Origin of the sequence: Paraurantiacibacter namhicola, assembly GCF_001687545.1 — a bacterium.
GTDB classification, from domain to species: domain Bacteria; phylum Pseudomonadota; class Alphaproteobacteria; order Sphingomonadales; family Sphingomonadaceae; genus Paraurantiacibacter; species Paraurantiacibacter namhicola.
Genome location: NZ_CP016545.1, coordinates 145,207 through 163,963, shown reverse-complemented (window position 1 = coordinate 163,963; position 18,757 = coordinate 145,207). Strand labels below are relative to the sequence as shown.

Annotated in this window: 15 protein-coding genes and 1 tRNA gene; 13 read left to right on the top strand and 3 right to left on the bottom strand. The window is 59.4% G+C overall.

The features are described from left to right. Window positions 1-62 precede the first annotated feature (62 nt). Together A6F65_RS00765 and A6F65_RS00760 are read left to right on the top strand one after the other, a co-directional pair. Window positions 63-1,040, top strand: coding sequence for an SPFH domain-containing protein (locus tag A6F65_RS00765; RefSeq protein WP_067784708.1), 978 nt, complete (start codon window positions 63-65; stop codon window positions 1,038-1,040). A gap of 15 nt (window positions 1,041-1,055) precedes the next feature. After that, window positions 1,056-1,568 carry an NfeD family protein gene (locus tag A6F65_RS00760; RefSeq protein ID WP_067784705.1) on the top strand — a complete coding sequence of 171 codons (513 nt, stop codon included), beginning with the start codon at window positions 1,056-1,058 and terminating at the stop codon, window positions 1,566-1,568. Window position 1,569: 1 nt separating this feature from the next. On the opposite strand, the gene A6F65_RS00755 is transcribed toward A6F65_RS00760, so the two are convergent. Next, window positions 1,570-2,520 (bottom strand): complex I NDUFA9 subunit family protein, encoded by a 951-nt coding sequence (locus A6F65_RS00755; protein WP_067784702.1) that lies wholly within the window; start codon window positions 2,518-2,520, stop codon window positions 1,570-1,572. 222 nt (window positions 2,521-2,742) lie between these two features. Between A6F65_RS00755 and A6F65_RS00750 the strand changes: the two genes are divergently transcribed. The 10 genes from A6F65_RS00750 to A6F65_RS00715 all read left to right on the top strand — a co-directional run bounded on the left by A6F65_RS00750 (window position 2,743) and on the right by A6F65_RS00715 (window position 14,197). Continuing rightward, window positions 2,743-2,829 (top strand) — tRNA-Leu (locus tag A6F65_RS00750). A 166-nt stretch (window positions 2,830-2,995) separates the two neighbouring features. Continuing rightward, window positions 2,996-4,231: a tyrosine-type recombinase/integrase gene (locus A6F65_RS00745; RefSeq protein ID WP_067784699.1), complete on the top strand. Its 1,236-nt coding sequence runs from the start codon at window positions 2,996-2,998 to the stop codon at window positions 4,229-4,231. Window positions 4,232-4,295: 64 nt separating this feature from the next. Then, the gene (locus A6F65_RS12785) at window positions 4,296-5,234 is read left to right on the top strand and encodes a hypothetical protein (protein ID WP_157093002.1); all 939 of its coding nucleotides are present in this window, start codon (window positions 4,296-4,298) and stop codon (window positions 5,232-5,234) included. A 118-nt stretch (window positions 5,235-5,352) separates the two neighbouring features. After that, window positions 5,353-5,520, top strand: a complete 168-nt coding sequence (locus tag A6F65_RS12630; protein WP_083989128.1) for a helix-turn-helix domain-containing protein — start codon at window positions 5,353-5,355, stop codon at window positions 5,518-5,520. A 12-nt stretch (window positions 5,521-5,532) separates the two neighbouring features. Further along, complete coding sequence (locus A6F65_RS00740; RefSeq protein ID WP_067784696.1) at window positions 5,533-6,006, top strand: helix-turn-helix domain-containing protein; 474 nt, start codon at window positions 5,533-5,535, stop codon at window positions 6,004-6,006. A gap of 3 nt (window positions 6,007-6,009) precedes the next feature. After that, window positions 6,010-7,104, top strand: coding sequence for a tyrosine-type recombinase/integrase (locus tag A6F65_RS00735; protein WP_067784693.1), 1,095 nt, complete (start codon window positions 6,010-6,012; stop codon window positions 7,102-7,104). A 77-nt stretch (window positions 7,105-7,181) separates the two neighbouring features. Beyond that, a complete protein-coding gene (locus tag A6F65_RS00730) occupies window positions 7,182-9,068 on the top strand; it encodes a DUF262 domain-containing protein (RefSeq protein WP_067784690.1) in 1,887 nt (628 codons plus the stop codon). Between the two features lie 53 nt (window positions 9,069-9,121). Continuing rightward, window positions 9,122-10,030, top strand: a complete 909-nt coding sequence (locus tag A6F65_RS00725) for a DNA methyltransferase (protein ID WP_237164836.1) — start codon at window positions 9,122-9,124, stop codon at window positions 10,028-10,030. Continuing rightward, window positions 10,027-11,640 (top strand): Eco57I restriction-modification methylase domain-containing protein, encoded by a 1,614-nt coding sequence (locus tag A6F65_RS00720; RefSeq protein WP_067784684.1) that lies wholly within the window; start codon window positions 10,027-10,029, stop codon window positions 11,638-11,640. The genes A6F65_RS00725 and A6F65_RS00720 overlap by 4 nt, the downstream gene beginning before the upstream one ends. After that, window positions 11,633-14,197 carry a DEAD/DEAH box helicase family protein gene (locus A6F65_RS00715; RefSeq protein WP_205631889.1) on the top strand — a complete coding sequence of 855 codons (2,565 nt, stop codon included), beginning with the start codon at window positions 11,633-11,635 and terminating at the stop codon, window positions 14,195-14,197. Before A6F65_RS00720 ends, A6F65_RS00715 begins: the two co-directional genes overlap by 8 nt. A 481-nt stretch (window positions 14,198-14,678) precedes the next feature. On the opposite strand, the gene A6F65_RS00710 is transcribed toward A6F65_RS00715, so the two are convergent. Beyond that, window positions 14,679-15,035, bottom strand: a complete 357-nt coding sequence (locus A6F65_RS00710; RefSeq protein ID WP_067784679.1) for a dihydroneopterin aldolase — start codon at window positions 15,033-15,035, stop codon at window positions 14,679-14,681. After that, complete coding sequence (locus tag A6F65_RS00705; RefSeq protein WP_067784676.1) at window positions 15,022-15,900, bottom strand: bifunctional 5,10-methylenetetrahydrofolate dehydrogenase/5,10-methenyltetrahydrofolate cyclohydrolase; 879 nt, start codon at window positions 15,898-15,900, stop codon at window positions 15,022-15,024. The genes A6F65_RS00710 and A6F65_RS00705 overlap by 14 nt, the downstream gene beginning before the upstream one ends. A gap of 348 nt (window positions 15,901-16,248) precedes the next feature. On the opposite strand from A6F65_RS00705, the gene A6F65_RS00695 reads away from it, so the two are divergent. Next, complete coding sequence (locus A6F65_RS00695) at window positions 16,249-18,756, top strand: GcvT family protein (RefSeq protein ID WP_067784671.1); 2,508 nt, start codon at window positions 16,249-16,251, stop codon at window positions 18,754-18,756. Window position 18,757: the final 1 nt, after the last annotated feature.

The following is an 18,757-nucleotide window of genomic DNA, read 5'->3' as shown; positions in this document are numbered from 1 at the left end:
CCGGTTTCGCTTGCCCGCCGCCCCCGCTGCGCTATCCTGCCAGCCGGAACGGGAGAGCAAACATGGAAATCCTGCTTGGCGCACTGGTGCTGGCAACCCTCATCTTCCTGCTGATGGGCGTACGCGTCGTGAAGCAGGGCTTCGTCTACACCATCGAGCGGCTGGGCAAGTTCACGCTGGCCGCAGAGCCGGGCCTGCACTTGATCATCCCCTTCATCGACCGCGTCGGGCAGAAGGTGAACATGATGGAGCAGGTGCTGGACATCCCGGGCCAGGAAATCATCACGGCAGACAATGCCATGGTCGGTGTGGATGCGGTGGTCTTCTTCCAGGTGCTGGACGCCGGTAAGGCCGCATACGAGGTCTCCAACCTGTTCCAGGCGATCATGGCGCTCACCACCACGAACCTGCGCACCGTGATGGGTTCGATGGATTTGGACGAGACGCTGTCAAAGCGTGACGAGATCAATGCGCGCCTGCTGTCGGTGGTCGATCATGCCACTTCGCCGTGGGGCGTGAAGATCACCCGCGTGGAGATCAAGGACATCCGCCCGCCGCTGGACATTTCCGAAGCCATGGCCCGCCAGATGAAGGCCGAGCGCCTGAAGCGCGCCGAAATCCTCGAAGCCGAAGGCGACAAGACCAGCGCCATCCTGCGCTCGGAAGGCTCCAAGCAGTCCGCCATCCTGGAAGCAGAGGGCAAGCGCGAAGCCGCCTTCCGCGACGCCGAGGCGCGCGAACGCGCTGCCGAGGCCGAGGCCAAGGCCACGCAAATGGTGTCCGATGCCATCGCCAGTTCCGGCAGCCAGGCGATCAATTACTTCGTGGCGCAGGAATACACCAAGGCGATCGGCAAGTTCGCCACCAGCCCCAATGCCAAGACCATCCTGTTCCCGATGGAAGCGACCCAGCTGATGGGCACGCTGGGCGGTATCGGAGAGCTGGCAAAGGACATCATCGGCGACAAGACCGGCGATGTCGGCACGCCGATCCCCGACAGCCGCCGCTCCCCCGTCCCGCGCACGAAGCGCGGCGAGTAAGCGGGGGCCGGGCCGATGGACTGGGAAGGAATCGATGCCCACTGGCTGTGGCTGACGCTGGGCGTCGTGCTGGCCGCGCTGGAGATGCTGGTGCCCGGTGTCTACCTGATCTGGCTGGCCGTCGCCGCCCTGATCACCGGCGTGCTGACTTACGGCCTCGACCTGTCACCCGCCATGCAGGTGATCGACTTCGTATTCCTCAGCCTGATCATCGCCTTCTCGGCCAAGCGCTTCCTCAAGGAGCGTCCGATCGTCAGTTCCGACCCGCTCATGAACAAGCGTACGGGGCGCATGGTGGGCCAGACCGCAGTGGTCGCCGATGCTATCGAGGATGGCGAGGGCCGCGTCCTGCAGGGCGACAGCGTTTGGCCTGCGCGCGGCCAGGACTGCCCCAGCGGCACGAAGGTGCGCATTACCGGCAGCGATGGCGCCGTGCTGCTGGTGGAGCCGCTGAACCTTCTGACGGACGAGAGCACTCAGCCTGCGACCGAAAGTGACGCAGAGCCGGAGCCTCCCGCTAAGGACTAGGTCAGCTGGAGACGCGGGCCTTGGTGAAGCGCCCGTGCTTCCTGTAGCGCTGCATCCACTTGTCCAGGAACAGGTCCAGCGGCCGCGGCGTGATGCCCAGCTTGCCGATGGTGGGCAGCTTGCCGCCAACCGTGCTGCCGCGCTTCAGCAGCAAGAACTGGTCCGAATTCATCGGCGTGAAGGGGATGGCGGCAAAGATCTTGCCCAGCGCATCGGGCACGGGAATGAAGCTGCGCTTGCGATCCTGTGCGGCGGCCAGCTTCTCGTGCAGCTCTTCCATCGTGATCACGTCCGGCCCGCCCAGCTCGAAACGCTTGCCGCCATGCTTGCCGGGATCTTCCAGCGCCACGGCGACCGCCTCGGCCACATCGTCCACCCACACCGGCTGGATCGGCGAATCCGCCCCGAACACGGGCAGGGCCGGCAAATTGCTGATCATCCCGGCGAACATGTTGGTGAAATCGTCTTCCTCGCCGAAGATGATCGACGGGCGCATGATGCTGGCCTTGGGGAAGGCTTCCAGCACCAGCTTCTCGCCAAGCCCCTTGGTGCGAGCGTAACCGCTCTGTTCGTCATCCGCATCGGCCCCGATGGCGGAGATATAGACGAAGCTCTGCGCGCCCTGCTCGGCGGCGTAGCGGGCGGCAAGGCCCGCTCCCTTGGCCTGCAAGGCTTCCTGGTCACCGGCAAAGGTGCCGACGAGGTAAACCGCCGCATCCGAGCTCTGCATCACGGCCTCGATACTGCGCTTGTCCTTCGCGTTGCAGCGGGCGAATTGCAGCTGGCCCAGATTGGCGAGCGGTTTCAGTGAGAATGCGCTTTCCGGATTGCGCCCGGCCACGCGCACACGCGCGCCGCGCTCCAGCAGGGCCTGCGCCACGTGCCGGCCGAGGAAGCCATTGCCGCCGATCAGCGTGACCAGCTTGCCTGAGAGGGGAGATGCCTTTGCCATACCTGTCCAATCCGGCGGCCCCCTGCCGGGTTCCGCATGCCTGTTCGCCCGCGGCCATGCCGCATGGCGCGGCGCGCCGCAAGCAGGCAGGTGGGCGGGGCCCGGTGCGTACTGTCATTTCATTTGCCCTGGCAGCCGCAGAATCGTTGACACAGGTGCGCAAGGGGGGCTATCGGCGCGCCCCTACCCGCAGCAACCAACGATGTGTTGCCTGCTTCCGGTGCCCAGATGGCGGAATTGGTAGACGCACCGTCTTCAGGTGGCGGCGCTCGCAAGGGCGTGGAGGTTCGAGTCCTCTTCTGGGCACCATTTCATCGTACATCGATGTTCGCTGGCGGTTGCAAAAACCGCGGAAATCTGCCAAAAGTAGGGCTGATTTGGCCGCTGGCGCCCGCTCACATTCGCCGACAATCGCGACATTGTGGGGGCCACGCTGGGGGCCATTCTGAAATGGCTTTCAGGAGTGGCCCCCAATATGGCGCTTACCGATACATCGATCCGCAACGCCAAACCCGGCCCCAAGCCGAAGAAGCTATTCGACGAGCGCGGGCTGTTCCTGCTTGTCCAGCCATCAGGCGGGAAACTCTGGCGGCTGAAATACCGCTATCTCGGCAAGGAGAAGAAGCTCTCGCTGGGCATCTATCCGGACGTTTCGCTGAAGGTGGCGCGCGAGCGGCGCGACGAGGCGCGGACGATTCTTGCCAACGGCACCGATCCCGCGACTGTCAAAGCGGCGCTGAAGGATGAAGCCAAGGAAGCGGCTGCGAACACGTTTGCGTCGATCGGTGAGGAATACGTCGCCAAGATGGAGCGGGAGGAAAGGGCGGCGGTCACGATCAAGAAGACCCAGTGGCTGCTATCGTTGCTCAATCGCGATCTTGGCAAGCGGCCTATTTCGGAAATCACGCCAGCCGAACTGTTGGCGTCGCTGAAGGATGTCGAGTCTCAAGGCCAGTTGGAGACAGCGCGGCGGATGCGTTCGCTTTCTGGCCGCATTTTTCGGTATGCCGTTGCGACCTCCCGCGCGAACGCTGATCCGTCGGCACTGTTGCGCGGTGCGTTGACCGCGCCGAAGGTGAAGCACCACAGCGCCATCCTGGAGCCGGAAGCCGTTGGTGGGTTGCTGCGCGCCATCGATGGCTATTCCGGCCAGCCGCTCACGCTGCTGGCGCTCCAATTGACGCCTCACGTCTTTGTACGCCCCGGCGAACTTCGCCGCGCGGAATGGCAGGAGTTCGATCTCGACGAGGCCATCTGGACGATCCCCGCCGAGAAGATGAAAATGCGTGACCCGCATGTTGTGCCGCTGTCGAAGCAGTCGCTTGCGTTGATGGAGTCGGCCAAGGCCATCAGCGCGGGCCAGCGCTACGTTTTCTCGTCGCTCTATCCCGGCAAGCGGCCAATGTCGGAAAACACCATCAATGCCGCACTTCGGCGGCTGGGTTACAGCGGCAAGGAAATGACCGCACATGGCTTTCGGGCGATGGCCAGTACCTTGCTCAACGAGAGTGGTAAGTGGTCGCCGGATGCTATCGAACGGGCGCTGGCCCATAAGGACAGCAATGCGGTTCGAGGCACCTATCATCGGGGCACGCACTGGCATGAGCGCCTGGAAATGACGCGGTGGTGGAGTGACTACTTGGATCAGCTGCGGGTCGGTGGCGAAGTTGTAGAGTTCCCCAGTGCAAGAGTGGCTGATCCTACAACCTGATAATCCACCAGCGTTCGCTACCGTTCGCTTGCGCTCAGGAATTGCCTCGCGATAGTCTTTGCAAATGGCCGATCAATGGATCGCTGCAAGCACGGCGCTAGAACTCGGCATCGACCGAATGTCTCTTTGCGCGCGGCTTCATAAGGGTGAAGTCTTGGCGCGAGCTTCTTCTCTCCATCGAGGCGACCAGAGCGCAACCAATGCTAACATTCCTAAGGAGTTTTGGTGGGCTGAAGGGCACGGAGCACTTGAGCAGGATTGGCAAACGGGTGACTTCGCAACCTCGATTGAGCGAGGAGACTTCCAGGGAGAATGGCAAGCCTTTGGCGTAAAGTTTTCGCTGTCTAGCCTCTTGATGATGTTGCCCTTTGAATTGCGTCCAGAGAAACGGCGCGTTCTTTCCGTCGCGGGCAATGACAAGTGGATTCCCGCTGATGATGCTCGGCAGCTGGCTTACCACTGCGGCAAAGAAAATGGTTCAGAATACATAGTCGAACAGGCTCGACTTGGCTTCTTGGTCGGAGTTGCAGTCGAGGCACACGGAGCCTCGCGACCTACCAACTTTCTCAGGTGGGACTGGGAGGAGCGAGAGTGGGAGATACCAGATTGGTTCTGGAGTGACTTCGCACGCCCAATCGGTGCACGAAGCAAGTGGGAAATCGGCTTTTTCGCAGGTGAAGGCTCCTCTCCTATCGGTTCAAGATACGTTGAAGTCAGCGGCGTGCATTTTCTTCGATCAAGCGTTGCCGCATGTCTGAACTTACCCGAGCAACCTGCAACTCCCGAATCGAGCGGAAGAGTTGGCCGCAGACCAAAATATGATTGGCCTTCTGCAACTCTGGCGGTTTTTGGCCTTATCCATCGTGGCGACTTCAAACCATCGAGCCAAGCCGATGTTGAGCGCTGTTTGATTCAGCATCTAACCGAAGGTGAAAACAGTCCTTCCGAAAGCACCGTTCGACCATATGCGAAGCTGATCTGGGAAGAAGCTGCGAAGGTCTGAAATACCGAGTGCGGCCATTTGCGGCCCTATTTCGGCCTTCTCGTCCGACAGAAAGACTGATTTCGCCGATGCTTGTTCGCATCCGCTGGCACTTGCCAGCCAACTACGGAGCGCGAACATGGAAGCACTGCTTGTCTCTATCAACGAAGCCGCCAAGGTTCTGAACCTTGGCCGCACTTCGATCTATGCCTTGATCAACGAGGGCAAGCTCGAAACCCGCAAGATGGGTCGCCGCCGCTTGGTGACGACCGCGTCGATCATGCGCCTGGCCGACGGGCAGGACTAGGGCGACTCAGAAATGGGCCGGGTCAACTCGCGTCTCGCCAAACTGCATCGGTCTTATGACGTCGCAGAACTGGCGCAGCTGCTCGGTGTGCATAAGCACACTGTGCGGAGCTGGTTGAAGGACGGATTGCCCGTTGTCGATGGCACTCGCCCCGTCCTGATCCATGGTGACGAGTTCCAGGTGTGGTTGGCTAAACGGACCAAGTCGAAGAAGTGCCCGCTGAAACTGGGCCAGCTCTATTGCGTGAAGTGTCGCGAGGGGAAGCGGCCTGCGCTCGAAATGGTCGAGTATGTCCCGCTGAACGATACGACCGGCAACCTCAAGGCAATGTGTGAGACCTGCGGAAGTATGATGCACCGCCGCGTGCGGCGAACGGCGATCTCGGCAGTCATGCCCAAAATCGATGTCCAGATCACGCAAGCCTCTCCGAGCATAGGAGTGCGGACAACGCCCTCCCTAAACACTGACAAACTTGCGGAGGACTAGGCCATGGCAAGGCACAACGCGGCAAACACCCGGATCAAGCGGGAATATTTCGACTACATGAAGGAGGCGATGCGGCGCGACGAAGCGTCGATCGATCAGGTTGCGAAGGCACTTGCCCGCTTCGAGGAAGTCACTGGTCACAAGGACTTCAAGAAGTTCCACCGCGAACAAGCGAAGGCTTTCAAGCGAAAGCTGGACCTCGAAGTGAACCTGCGCACGGGGAAGCCGCTGGCGCGGGCGACCGTCCACTCGACGCTCTCTGCTCTGCGCGCGTTCTTCATCTGGCTCGCTGGCCAACCGGGCTACAAGTCGAAGATTTCCTATTCCGATGCCGACTACTTCAATTTGTCCGAGAAGGATGTCCGCATCGCCAAGGCCAGCCGCCAGAAGCCGGTGCCTACGTTGGAGCAGGTGTACCACGTGATCGCGTCGATGCCCGCCGTGACGGACATCGAGAAGCGCAACCGCGCGCTGATTGCGTTCACCATCCTGACCGGCGCGCGGGACGGGGCGCTCGCCTCGTTCAAGCTCAAGCACGTGAATCTATCGGAGGGGCTTGTCGACCAGGACGCCCGCGACGTGAACACGAAGGCGAGCAAGAGCTTCCCGACCTGGTTCTTCCCTGTTGGCGGTGACGCGATGAAGATTGTAATCGACTGGTGTGCCTACCTGCGTGACTCGCTGCTCTGGGGCGACAATGACCCGCTCTTCCCTAAGACGCAGATGGGACTTGGCGAGACTGGCGGCTTCCAGGCCGTCGGTCTGTCGCGTGAGCATTGGAGCGGAGCGGGGCCGATCCGCAAGATCTTCCGCGAGGCGTTCGAGGTGGCTGGCCTGCCCTATTTCAATCCCCACAGCTTCCGCGATGCACTCGTGCAACTTGGCGAGCGCACTTGCAGGAGCCCCGAAGAGTTCAAGGCATGGTCGCAAAACTTGGGCCATGAGCGCGTGCTGACGACGCTGACTAGTTACGGCACCGTCCCGGCCGTAAAGCAGGCGGAACTTATACGAAAAGCGGGGACAGGCGTCTCGACAGATGTGATGGCCCGGTTGGACACAGCTGAACTGATTGCTGAGTTGGCAAGACGGCATTCTTAGCGCTCGTCAACTCGAACTATTCAAGTTCTTTTCCGCGAGCTAAGCTTCCCGAATCAAACGATTCTTGGGGGGTGACAATGAAGCCAGACAAATTGACCGTGTTTGAAGTCTTCTCGAAAGAGAAGCGCTTCGTAATTCCGCTTTTCCAGCGGTCATATGTTTGGAATGAACAGGATCAATGGGAGCCGCTTTGGGAAGACATTTCCAGCCGCGCAGTGGCTCACCTCGATCGGCTTGAGAAGGACGTCGAAGGGGAGGTCCGGTCCCATTTCCTTGGGGCTGTCGTGCTTAATGTAACCAAGACACCAGGTCGCGGAATTGCACGATCGGACGTGATCGATGGCCAGCAACGCCTAACCACCCTTCAGATCTTTCTCTCCGCGCTCCGGGATCTCAGCGAGGAGCTGCACGCTGAAAAGAGCGACCGTGAACTCTTCAAACGGCTGACGCGCAATCCCGACTGTGACGACGATTCTGACGAATTGTTCAAGGTCTGGCCTACGAACTCCGATCAAGCAGATTTCGCCAAGGTTGTTCTCGCTGGAAGCGCCAACGAGTTGTCGATTACGTATGCCGATTACGGCGATAGTCCACCAAGGCTGGCACAAGCCTATCTCTATTTCGAGAAGGCACTTCGCGACTTCCTTACGTCCGAAGAACTCGAAGCACAGATTGGCGACCGCTTCCTATCGATCGTCAAAGCAATCAAGGACTCGCTCCAACTCATCGTTATCGAGTTGGAGCCCGGCGACGATCCGCAGATTATCTTCGAAACCTTGAATGCACGGGGCCAGCCGCTTTTGCCTTCAGACCTGATTCGCAACTTCGTATTCATGCGGATCACCGACAAGGAGAGCAATCGGCTCTATGGAACCTACTGGCACCATTTCGATACAGACCGGGTGGATGAGCCGGACGAGGATGGCGAAAACCGTTTCTGGCATATCGAGGAGAGGCAAGGCCGCCTGCTAAGGCCACGCATCGACCTCTTCATCTTCCATTATCTGGTGATGCAGACTGAATCGAGCATTCGCATAGAGCGGCTGTTCAAAGAGTTTCGTGATTGGAGAGATAGCGGCTCGCTCAGCAACGAAGAGTTTCTCGCAGACTTGAAAGCAGCCAGCGGGCATTTCCGGAGATTGATCAGTCCGGAAGGAGATTCTCGACTTGAGGTCTTCGCGCGTCGCTTGCGCTCTCTCGATACAAGCACCGTTTACCCGCTTCTGCTTTTCCTTGCGTCGATCGAAGGGAGACCGGGCAAAAGTGCAGAGGTGGACCAGGCTGTCCAGGATGTAGAATCCTTCATGATCCGCCGGTTCATGTGGAACCTGACCACGAAGAATTACAATAAGTTTTTTGTGTCGGTTTTGGCCAAGGCGAAAGCGGCACATCGCGAGGGGAGGTCTGTTGCATCGGCAATTAGAGCCGAACTCTTGCGCTCGCAAGAGTGGTCGGCTGTTTGGCCGGATGACGAAGGATTTGAAGAGGGCTGGTGCTGGAAAAAGCTCTATGTGCGCTCGCGTCCCGACAGGGCGGTGATGATCTTGTCCGCGCTCGAAAATGCCAGCCGAACGAATAAGAACGAGCGCGTGAACATCCAAAGCGGGCTGACGGTCGAGCACCTTTTGCCGCAAAACGGTGAGCTCGATGATTATCCTTACGCTTCGGACGAAGACTATGAGCGTGAAGAGGATGAGTCGGTTGAGGAAGGCCGCGAAGATATGATGCACACGGTCGGCAATCTGACTTTGTTGACCGGCCCTCTCAATTCCTCGGTCTCGAACGGACCGTGGCCGAAGAAGACACGCGCAATGGTCGAGGATAGCGATCTGCGTCTGAATGCATGGCTGCGCAATGACCCGCCAAGGGTCTGGCACGAAGGGAAAATCTGGGAGCGAAGCGAAGAGCTATTTGAGCTCGCTCGCGAGATATGGCCTCGGCCCGATCCGGCTGGTGACGTTTGATTGCTTTGCAACCGACTCGTCTTCAGGGCGGGCCTCCCCTAATGTCCTGCACGATGACTGACATAGACCCGCAAGCCATTACTCTTCGTTCGACCCGCATTGCGGCTGGCCTGTCTGTTGACGACGTTTCCAAGGAGTTCGGGGTGGCCGTGGACGATGTATTACAGTGGGAGAGCGGAGCTCGGACTCCACCGCCAAATGTTCGTCGTTCGCTTGAGGTGATCGGAGCGATGGCTGGCAAAGGTAGCTCAGCGGGGCTGCGACCGCGCCAGGCGGAGTTTGCTGAAACTCGCGATGATGGGCCCTTGTACAAGACCGAAAGCCTGATCAGATCGAAGCAGCGTGTGGCCGACCACGGTGAGGTGTTCACGCCGCCCTGGCTGGTCGAAAAGATGCTCGATCTGGTCAAGGGCGAGACCGAGCGCATCGACTCCCGCTTTCTCGAACCTGCCTGCGGTAGCGGCAATTTCCTCGTGCCAGTGCTCCAGCGCAAGTTGGCAGCGGTAGAGACGAAGTATGGTAAGTCTTCGTTCGAGAAACGCCACTACGCCATGCTGGCCCTGACCAGCCTCTATGGCATCGAGCTGCTGGCAGACAATATCGCCGAGTGTCGCGCCAATATGCTGGAGGTGTTCGCGCAATATCTTGGGCTTGAGCCAACCGATGAACTCCATCGCGCGGGGTCGCACGTGCTTTCGCTCAACCTCATTCATGGAGATGCCATGACCATGAAGGGGGCGGACGGCGAACCTATTGTGGTGGTGGAGTGGGCCTATCTCGGTAAGGGCAAGTTCAACCGGCGCGACTTCCGACTGGACGTGCTGACCGGCATGTCGAAGTTCAAGGAGGAGCGCTCGCTGTTTGCCGGGCTGGGCAGCCACGAGATATTCCAGCCGACGGAAAGCTATCCGTCGATGACGGTGCGAGAGCTGGCCGCGCAGGACGGGGAGAGTGCCGAATGAGCGAGCAGGCCACGTTTGCCCTGAAAGGGCGCAATCCCGATGTGCTGAGCTGCATCGCCAACCTGTCGAACGACGAAGTGTTTACGCCGCCCGAGTTTGCCAACCGGATGCTCGATACGCTGGAAGAGGCCTGGGCGGCGGACAATGATGGCGCGAGCATCTGGGCGGATAGCAGCGTCACCTTTCTAGACCCCTGCACCAAGTCGGGCGTGTTCCTGCGCGAGATCACCAAGCGTCTGATCACCGGGCTGGAGGAAGAGATTCCGGACCTTCAGGAGCGCGTAGATCATATCCTGACGAAGCAGGTGTTCGGGATCGGTATTACGCAACTGACCGCGTTGCTAGCGCGGCGGAGCCTATATTGCTCAAAGCACGCGACGGGCGAGCATTCGGTGGCGTCGACTTTTGATAATGATAACGGGAACGTGTGGTTTGAGCGCACGGAGCATTCTTGGGTAGGCGGAAAGTGCAAGTATTGTGGAGTTGCGAAAGAGACATTTGAGCGTGGTGACGACATGGAAACTCACGCCTACGCTCTAATCCACACCGAGAATGCAAAAGCTCTCGCACGCGAAATATTCGGAGACAGTATGCAGTTCGATGTCGTTATCGGGAATCCCCCTTATCAGCTAAATACAGGGGGCTATGGCACACAGGCTCGACCGATATACCATCAGTTCGTTGAGCAAGCCAAGGCTCTGGAGCCGCGTTACTTGTCCATGATTATTCCATCGCGTTGGTTTTCCGGAGGGATGGGGTTGGACGATTTCCGTCAGTCGATGCTCTCCGATGCAAGCGTCCGTTCAATCGACGATTTTCTTGCGGCCTCTGACGTGTTCCCGGGAGTCGGACTCAAGGGGGGTGTGTGCTACTTCTTATGGGATCGGGACAATCTCGGGGCCTGCCGCGTCGCAACTCACTACCAGGGCAGGGAGCCATCAATCATGACGCGTCCGTTGCTCGAAGAGGGGGCAGACATTTTTGTGCGTTTTAACGAGGGGCTGTCCATACTGAAAAAGGTCGTTGCCCATGAAACCGGGAGTGATGGTTCGTTAGCTTTGCCTGAAGAAAAGCGGTTCATTAATTTGGTGAGTTCAATTGGCGCTTATGGATTGGAGAGCACTTTTCGAGGTCGAGACGAGAAAAAGGATGACGATCTGAAGGTCTACAGGAATGGAGGCGTCGGTTATATAGCACGCTCTGAAGTAGGCAAAGAAGAGCACACTTTCGATAAATGGAAGGTTTTTATTGGAAGAGCTGCGCCAGGAACTGGCAATAAAGACACCTATCCTCACAAAATTTTGAGCACGCCATTCTTGGGAGAGCCGGGAAGCATATCATCTTGGACATACATGTATATTGGACCATTCGAAAAAAAATCAGAAGCTCAAAGTGTTCTTTCCTATTTATCGTGCCGTTTAACTCGCCTTTTGATCCTGCTGCATAAACCTTCTGCTGATACGACGCGAAAAGTCTACACATTTGTGCCGAAGCAAGACTGGTCGAAAATGTGGTCGGACGCTGATCTATATGAAAAGTATAGACTATCTGACGAAGAAATTGGTTTCATAGAAGCTTTTGTTCGACCGATGGATGTCGAAGTTGACTAAGCCCTCCATTGACGAAATCCTGACGTCCAAGCCTGAAGCGCGCCTACGCATCTATGCTTGGTCGCCGGATGATCCCCCTGCCGATTATGTTGGCCTGATCAAGGTTGGGCAGACCACGCAGGAGAACGTCAACGACCGCATCAGGCAATCGCAGGGGCAGATGCAGCAAGCCTATACGCTGCACACCGATCCCGATACTTTTGCAGAGCGTGAAGACGGCTCGATATTCCGCGACGGCGATGTGCGGCAGAGGCTGATCAACAACGGGCACGAAAATGTCCTGCACGGCTCTTCGCGTGAATGGATGCGTTGTTCGCCGCAGGATGTGCGCAGCGCTATCATCGAGCTGCAACAGGGCCTGCGGTTCGAGACCGCTCGCGACCAGACCTTCCCCATGCGCGATGAGCAAGCCGACGCGGTCGATCAGACTTTCGAATATTACCAGTCACGCTGGGCAGAAGACGCCAAGGCGGTTCCGCGCTTCCTCTGGAACGCCAAGATGCGCTTCGGAAAGACTTTCACCAGCTACCAGCTCGCGAAGAAGCTGGGCGCAAAACGCGTTCTGGTGGTGACTTTCAAGCCTGCGGTCGAAGATGCCTGGCAGACCGATCTGGAGAGCCATGTCGATTTCGACGGCTGGCGCTATGTTTCGCAGAAGTCAGGCGGTGATCCGCTGGAGGTACCAGCCGATACGCCGATGGTCTATTTCGGCTCATTCCAGGACCTGCTCGGAAGGGACGGCAACAGCGTCAAGAAGAAGAACGAGTGGATTCACGCGATCAATTGGGATCTGGTCGTGTTCGACGAATACCATTTCGGTGCCTGGCGCGATTCCGCGAAGGAGCTGTTCGAGGGTGAGGACGAAGCGGTCGCCAAGAAGGAAATCGAGCAGGAGTTTGCCAGTACGCTCGACAAGGTGAATGACCAGCTCGACGTAGTCGGTGACGATGAGGAGCTGTTCCTGCCGATCACCACGCGCGCCTATCTCTATCTATCCGGCACTCCCTTCAAGGCGCTGGCCACTGGCGAGTTCATCGAAGAGCAGATCTTCAACTGGACCTATACCGATGAGCAGCGGGCGAAGGCCGAGTTTGCGAAGGCGCATCCTGACCAGCGGAACCCTTATGGCTCGTTGCCGCAAATGCGCCTGCTCACCTACCAGATGCCCGACGAGTTGCTCTCCATCGCGAGCGGAGGGGAGTTCGACGAGTTCGATTTGAACGAGTTCTTTTCCGCTTCGGGCAAAGGCGTGATGGCGACATTCACGCACAAGGACGAGGTCCAGAAGTGGCTGAACATCATTCGCGGTTCTGGCGATACGGAGGCGATCACTGGCCTCAAGACCGGAACCCGCCCACCTTGGCCTTACTCCGATGTGCGGTTGTTGCCTTATCTCAATCACACATTCTGGTTCCTGCCCCATGTCGCCGCCTGCGAAGCGATGAAGAACCTGCTGGAGGAAAAGCAGAACACCTTCTGGCACGACTATGATGTGATCGTTTCGGCTGGGACCGCTGCTGGCATTGGTCTGGATGCATTGCCGCCCGTACGCGATGCGATCAAGGGCGGGCACGACACCAAGACGATCACGCTGTCATGCGGCAAGCTGACGACTGGTGTGACAGTGAAGCAGTGGTCATCCATCCTGATGCTGCGCAACCTGAAATCGCCGGAGACATATTTTCAGGCGGCGTTCCGCGTGCAATCGCCATGGTCGATCAGCAATCCCGACGGCGATGATCCCAGCCGCGAAGAGGTCTTGAAGCCCGCGTGCTTCGTCTTCGATTTCGCGCCTACCCGCGCTTTGCGACAGATTTCGGAATACGGCATCGGGCTATCGCCGGGCGAACCCAATCCCGAAAAGGCGGTTGCAGATCTCGTCTCGTTCTTGCCAGTGCTTGCCTATGATGGCGCGCAAATGGTGCAGATCGATGCGGGCGGCATTCTCGACATCGCCATGGCAGGCACCTCGGCAACCCTTCTCGCGCGCAAGTGGGAATCGGCGATGCTGGTCAACGTAGACAATGACACTTTGCGCCGCGTCCTCGATAGCGAAGAGGCGATGGATGCGGTGAGCAGGATCGAGGGCTGGCGCGCCCTCGGCGACAACGTGATCGAGACGATCATCAACAAGAGCGAGAAGGTCAAGGAACTCAAAAAGAAGGGCAAGGAAGGAGAGCTGTCCAAGAAGGAGAAGAAGGAACTCACCGAAGAGGAGCGCGAATACAAGTCGATGCGCAAAAAGGTTCAGGAGAAGCTGATCAAGTTCGCAACGCGCATCCCGGCCTTCATGTATCTCACCGATTTCCGCGAGAACACGCTCGTCGATGTGATCACAAAAATCGAGCCAGAGCTGTTCCTGACGGTCACTGGTCTAACAGTCGCAGACTTCAACCTGCTGGTTGACCTCAAGGTTTTCAATACCGAGCGCATGAATGCCGCAGTCTTTGCGTTCCGGCGCTATGAGGATGCGTCGCTTCGCTATACCGGCATCGATAGCCATGAAGGGCTTTCAAGAGTAGGCGGATATGACACGGTGATCGCCAGAGAGGCTTGAGGCGGAATTTGCGGTAGTGGCGTTTAGTGCAGAGTGATGAGTAAATGGAGCTCATATGGCAATGCGGGGCTACACCAAAATCATCGTTGAAGTTTATGATTCCGGTCGTGTTGGCGGAAAGCACGGGACGAGACACGTTCGTCCGGCGCGGGGTCAGCCATTTCCCCAAAGCCTGGACGTTGAATGCGATTCCTCGTTAGCTTCCCATCCTGTAGGAACGCGGTTTCGAATGGATGTCTAATTGAAGTATCGCGAAGGGGCGGGCGAACACCTGTACTCGTACTGGGGTTGGCCCGCTGAGAAACTGCGAGACTGAGCAAGCGACCAAACTATTTCGGGTAAAGAAGCTAGCTTGGGGGCCAATTTGGGGGCCACTTTTGGACGGCTAATCGAAAATATGAGCTAGAACAATTTGTTAATGCACATATTCGAGTCCTCTTCTGGGCACCATTTTCGCGAAAATCCGGCTTGAAAGCGGCTTTCAGTCGCGGCGGACCTGTACCCTTGTGCCGGCCATTCCGCGCGTGATGGCGAAGGGTTTGTCGATCGAGATATCCGCGCCCGTCACATTGTCCATCCCGACGCATTTCTCGCCCAGGCGGTGGGCGAAGGTTTCGATCAGCGGGATGTGGACCAATGCCAGCGCGTCGATCTCGGAAACGATCCAGCGATAATCCAGCGTCTGTTCGATATCGCTGACAGAAGGAGCCGCAATCTCCACCTCCACATTCACTACCAGCGGCTGCCGCCGGCCGATCTCGTCGGGATTTATGCCGATATCGGCCAGCACCGGATAATCGCGCACCCGCACGATGGTTGTCGCACTAATCCCTGCCATCTTGACCCTTCCCGGCGTTGCGCGCCGCCTTCAATGTATTGGCCAGCAGGCAGGCGATGGTCATCGGACCGACACCACCCGGCACAGGCGTGACCGCCTTGGCATGTTCCATTTCGTCGATGGCGATATCGCCCACCAGGTTCTCGCCGCCATCCTCGCGCGCGGCGCGGGTGATGCCCACGTCGATCAGCACGGCGCCCTGCTTGACCCAGAAGCCGCGCACCAGGCGCGGCGCGCCGGCGGCCGCGATGATGACATCGGCCCGCCGCGCGATCTCGGGCAGGCCGCGCGTCTCTATATGCGTGACAGTGACGGTGGCCTCGCGCTCCAGCAGCAGCATGGCAATCGGCTTGCCCACGATGTTCGATTTCCCGATCACGACCACGTTCATGCCCGTCAGGTCATCGATCACGGTATCGAGCAGCTTCATTACACCCAGCGGGGTGCAGGGGACCAGCCCGCCCGTGCCGGTCGACAGGCGGCCCACATTGACCGGATGGAACCCGTCGACATCCTTGGCCGGGTCGATCGCGCCAAGGATCACGCCTGCCTCGATATGCGGCGGCAGGGGAACCTGCACGAGTATGCCATGGACGGTAGGGTCGACATTGAGCCTTGCGATCAGCGTCAGCAGGGCATCCTGCGAGGTGCTTTCCGGCAGGCGGTGCTCGTAACTGACAATGCCAACGCGCGCGCAGGCCCGGATCTTGTGCGAGACGTAGACCTCGCTCGCCGGATCGCTGCCGACCAGCACCACGGCGAGCCCCGGCGCCTCGTGCCCGGCGGCTATGCGCTCGGCCACTCCGGCCCGCGTTTCTTCATCCAGGCTTCGCGCAAGCGCGCGCCCATCGATCAAATTCGCCAACTGGCCATTCCCTCTTCCCGAAGCGGCATTGCCCCTCCGACCAATGGCGGGCCTGATGCCGAGCACGATTGCCGAAAGCAATTGCCGTTCATCTGCACCGCACCAGCAAGACATTTGCAAATGTTATGACACGGCCTGGCAGCGGGCTGGCGGGTTCGCGGCAGCCCGTGCGCAACCGGCGGAAATCGGGGATTCCTTGCCCGCAGCGCCCGGCCTGCCGGGATCGCACTAATCCCGAGCATTAGTATGCCGAATGCAGGTTCTGCGCGTTGCGAACCCGCCCCCGCGCAATGCATATGAGCCTCAGGGGTTGTCCCACGGATTCTCGGACGGATTTTGCCAGTGACTATGACGACAAACGCGCGAGTGGTTGTGATCGGCGGGGGCGTGGTGGGCGTGAGTACGCTCTACCATCTCGCCAAGCTCGGCTGGTCCGATGTGGTGCTGATCGAACGCAAGGAACTGACCAGCGGTTCGACCTGGCATGCCGCCGGCCTGCTGCCGCTGTTCAATCTCTCCTATTCTGTCGGCAAGATCCACCAGTACTCGGTCGATTTCTATCCCACGCTGGAGGAGGAGACCGAGCTGAACGTCGGTTTCTCGCGCGTGTCGAACATCCGCCTCGCCAAGACGCAGGACCGGATGGACGAGTATCATTATTACGCAGGCGTCGCGAAGACGATCGGCGTGCATTGCGATTTCCTGACGCCGGACGAGGTGAAGGAAATCTGGCCGCTGGCCGAAACGCACGACATCATCGGCGCGATCCGCCATCCGGACGATGGCTATATCCAGCCGGCCGATCTAACGCAGGCGCTGGCAAAGGGTGCGCGCCAGCGCGGCGCAAAGATCCATCGCAACACGACCGTCACCGGCATTACGCAGAAGGCCAATGGCGAGTGGGTCGTCTCCACCGACCAGGGCGACATCACCTGCGAGCATGTGGTGTCCTGCACCGGCAATTTCGCGCGCCAGACCGGCAAGATGGTCGGCCTCGATATTCCGGTGATCCCCGTGGAGCACCAGTATTTCGTCACTGAACAGCACCCGCTGATCATGGAGCGGCGCGCACAGGGCCTGCCAGAGCTTGGCGTCCTGCGCGAGAGCGATTCCAGCTGGTACATGCGCGAGGAGGCCGGCGGCCTGCTGCTCGGCCCGTACGAGGTTGGCGCGCCTGCCTGCTACGTGGACGGACCTGCCGTCAACAGCGAATACGAACTGTTCCCGGACGATTTGGAACGGCTGATGCCACATATCGAAACGGCGATCGACCGCGTACCGGCGTTTGGCGAAGTGGGCGTGAAGAAGGTCTATAACGGCGCCATCGCCTATACGCCCGACGGCTCGCCGATTATCGGCCCGGCCTGGGACCGCAAGAATTTCTGGCTGAACGAAGGCCACAGCTTCGGCATCACGGCCGCAGGCGGTGCAGGCTGGCAGCTGGCCCACTGGATCGTGGACGGCGAACCGACCATCGACATGATGGGCGTCGACCCCCGCCGCTTCGGCGAATATGCGGGCGAAGGCTATCTGATCGAGAAGAACGAGGAAGCCTACGCCAAGGTCTTCACCGTCCATTATCCGGACGAGGAACGCGAAGCGGGCCGCGGCCTGCGCCGCACGCCCTGCTATGACCGGATGAAGGACCTGGGCGCGGTGTTCGGCACGGTGTTCGGCTGGGAACGGCCCAATTGGTTCGCACCGGAAGGCTACGAGGTTTCCGAAGAGGAGCTCGGCAAGACCGACGTGCTGCTGAACCACAACCACCCGGTTCACGATGGTGCGCCGATCCAGGAAAAATGGTCGTTCCGCCGCTCCAACTATTTCGAGCATGTCGGCAACGAGGTGAAGCACGTCACCAGCAAGGTCGGCATCCAGGACATGTCGCCATTTGCCAAATGCCGTATCTCCGGCCCGGGCGCGGCGGACTGGCTGGGCGGCCTGCTGACCAATTTCGTGCCCAAGACGGTCGGCCGCCTCTGCCTCAGCTATCTGCTCACCAGCGAAGGCGGCGTGCGCAGCGAATTCACCGTCTACAAGACGGGCGAGCAGGAGTTCTACCTCGTCTCCGCTGGTGCCTATGAGCGGCACGATCACGATTACCTGAAGAAGGCGATGCCGACCGATGGTTCTGTCACGTTCGAACGGCTGACCACCAGCATGGGCGTGCTGGTGCTGGCCGGCCCGCGGGCGCGCGACGTGCTGTCCAAGGTGACGCGCGCCGACCTGTCGAACGAGGCCTTCCCCTGGCTGACCGGCCAGAAGATCAGCATCGGCACGGCGCCGGTCCACGCCCTGCGCGTGAACTTCATCGGCGAGCTGGGCTGGGAAATCCATCACCCGATCGAGATGCAGAACTACATCTTCGACCAGCTGATGGCGGCGGGCGAGGAGTTCGAAATCAAGCCCTTCGGCATTCGCGCCATGGTGCTGATGGCGATGGAGAAAAGCTACAAGCTGATCCCGCGCGAGCTTTCGATCGAATACTCCGCGCATGAAAGCGGGCTCGATCGCTTCATTTCGAAGAAGAAGGAACACTTCCACGGGCGCGAGCGCCTGCTGGAGCGGCAGGCTGCCGGGCTGAGCAACACGCTGGTGACGATGGAGGTCATGGACGTGACCGATGCCGATGCCCGCGGCTCCGAAGCGATCTACCAGGGCGACGAGCTGGTCGGGCGCGTAACCTCCGGCGGTTATGGCTGGCGCGTGGGCAAGAGCCTGGCTCTGTCCATGGTCCGACCCGACCTGGCCGAACCCGGCACCGAGCTGGAAATTGCGATCCTAGGCAAGCGCCACAGGGCCGTGGTCATCCCCGACAGCCCGTTCGACCCTGAAAACGAGGCCCTGCGCGCCTGAT

Bases quoted from the DNA above. Each gene is read 5' to 3' on its own strand.
- A6F65_RS00765 (WP_067784708.1), top strand. From the start codon at position 63: ATGGAAATCCTGCTTGGCGCACTGGTGCTGGCAACCCTCATCTTCCTG.
- A6F65_RS00760 (WP_067784705.1), top strand. From the start codon at position 1,056: ATGGACTGGGAAGGAATCGATGCCCACTGGCTGTGGCTGACGCTGGGC.
- A6F65_RS00755 (WP_067784702.1), bottom strand. From the start codon at position 2,520: ATGGCAAAGGCATCTCCCCTCTCAGGCAAGCTGGTCACGCTGATCGGC.
- A6F65_RS00745 (WP_067784699.1), top strand. From the start codon at position 2,996: ATGGCGCTTACCGATACATCGATCCGCAACGCCAAACCCGGCCCCAAG.
- A6F65_RS12785 (WP_157093002.1), top strand. From the start codon at position 4,296: ATGGCCGATCAATGGATCGCTGCAAGCACGGCGCTAGAACTCGGCATC.
- A6F65_RS12630 (WP_083989128.1), top strand. From the start codon at position 5,353: ATGGAAGCACTGCTTGTCTCTATCAACGAAGCCGCCAAGGTTCTGAAC.
- A6F65_RS00740 (WP_067784696.1), top strand. From the start codon at position 5,533: ATGGGCCGGGTCAACTCGCGTCTCGCCAAACTGCATCGGTCTTATGAC.
- A6F65_RS00735 (WP_067784693.1), top strand. From the start codon at position 6,010: ATGGCAAGGCACAACGCGGCAAACACCCGGATCAAGCGGGAATATTTC.
- A6F65_RS00730 (WP_067784690.1), top strand. From the start codon at position 7,182: ATGAAGCCAGACAAATTGACCGTGTTTGAAGTCTTCTCGAAAGAGAAG.
- A6F65_RS00725 (WP_237164836.1), top strand. From the start codon at position 9,122: ATGACTGACATAGACCCGCAAGCCATTACTCTTCGTTCGACCCGCATT.
- A6F65_RS00720 (WP_067784684.1), top strand. From the start codon at position 10,027: ATGAGCGAGCAGGCCACGTTTGCCCTGAAAGGGCGCAATCCCGATGTG.
- A6F65_RS00710 (WP_067784679.1), bottom strand. From the start codon at position 15,035: ATGGCAGGGATTAGTGCGACAACCATCGTGCGGGTGCGCGATTATCCG.
- A6F65_RS00695 (WP_067784671.1), top strand. From the start codon at position 16,249: ATGACGACAAACGCGCGAGTGGTTGTGATCGGCGGGGGCGTGGTGGGC.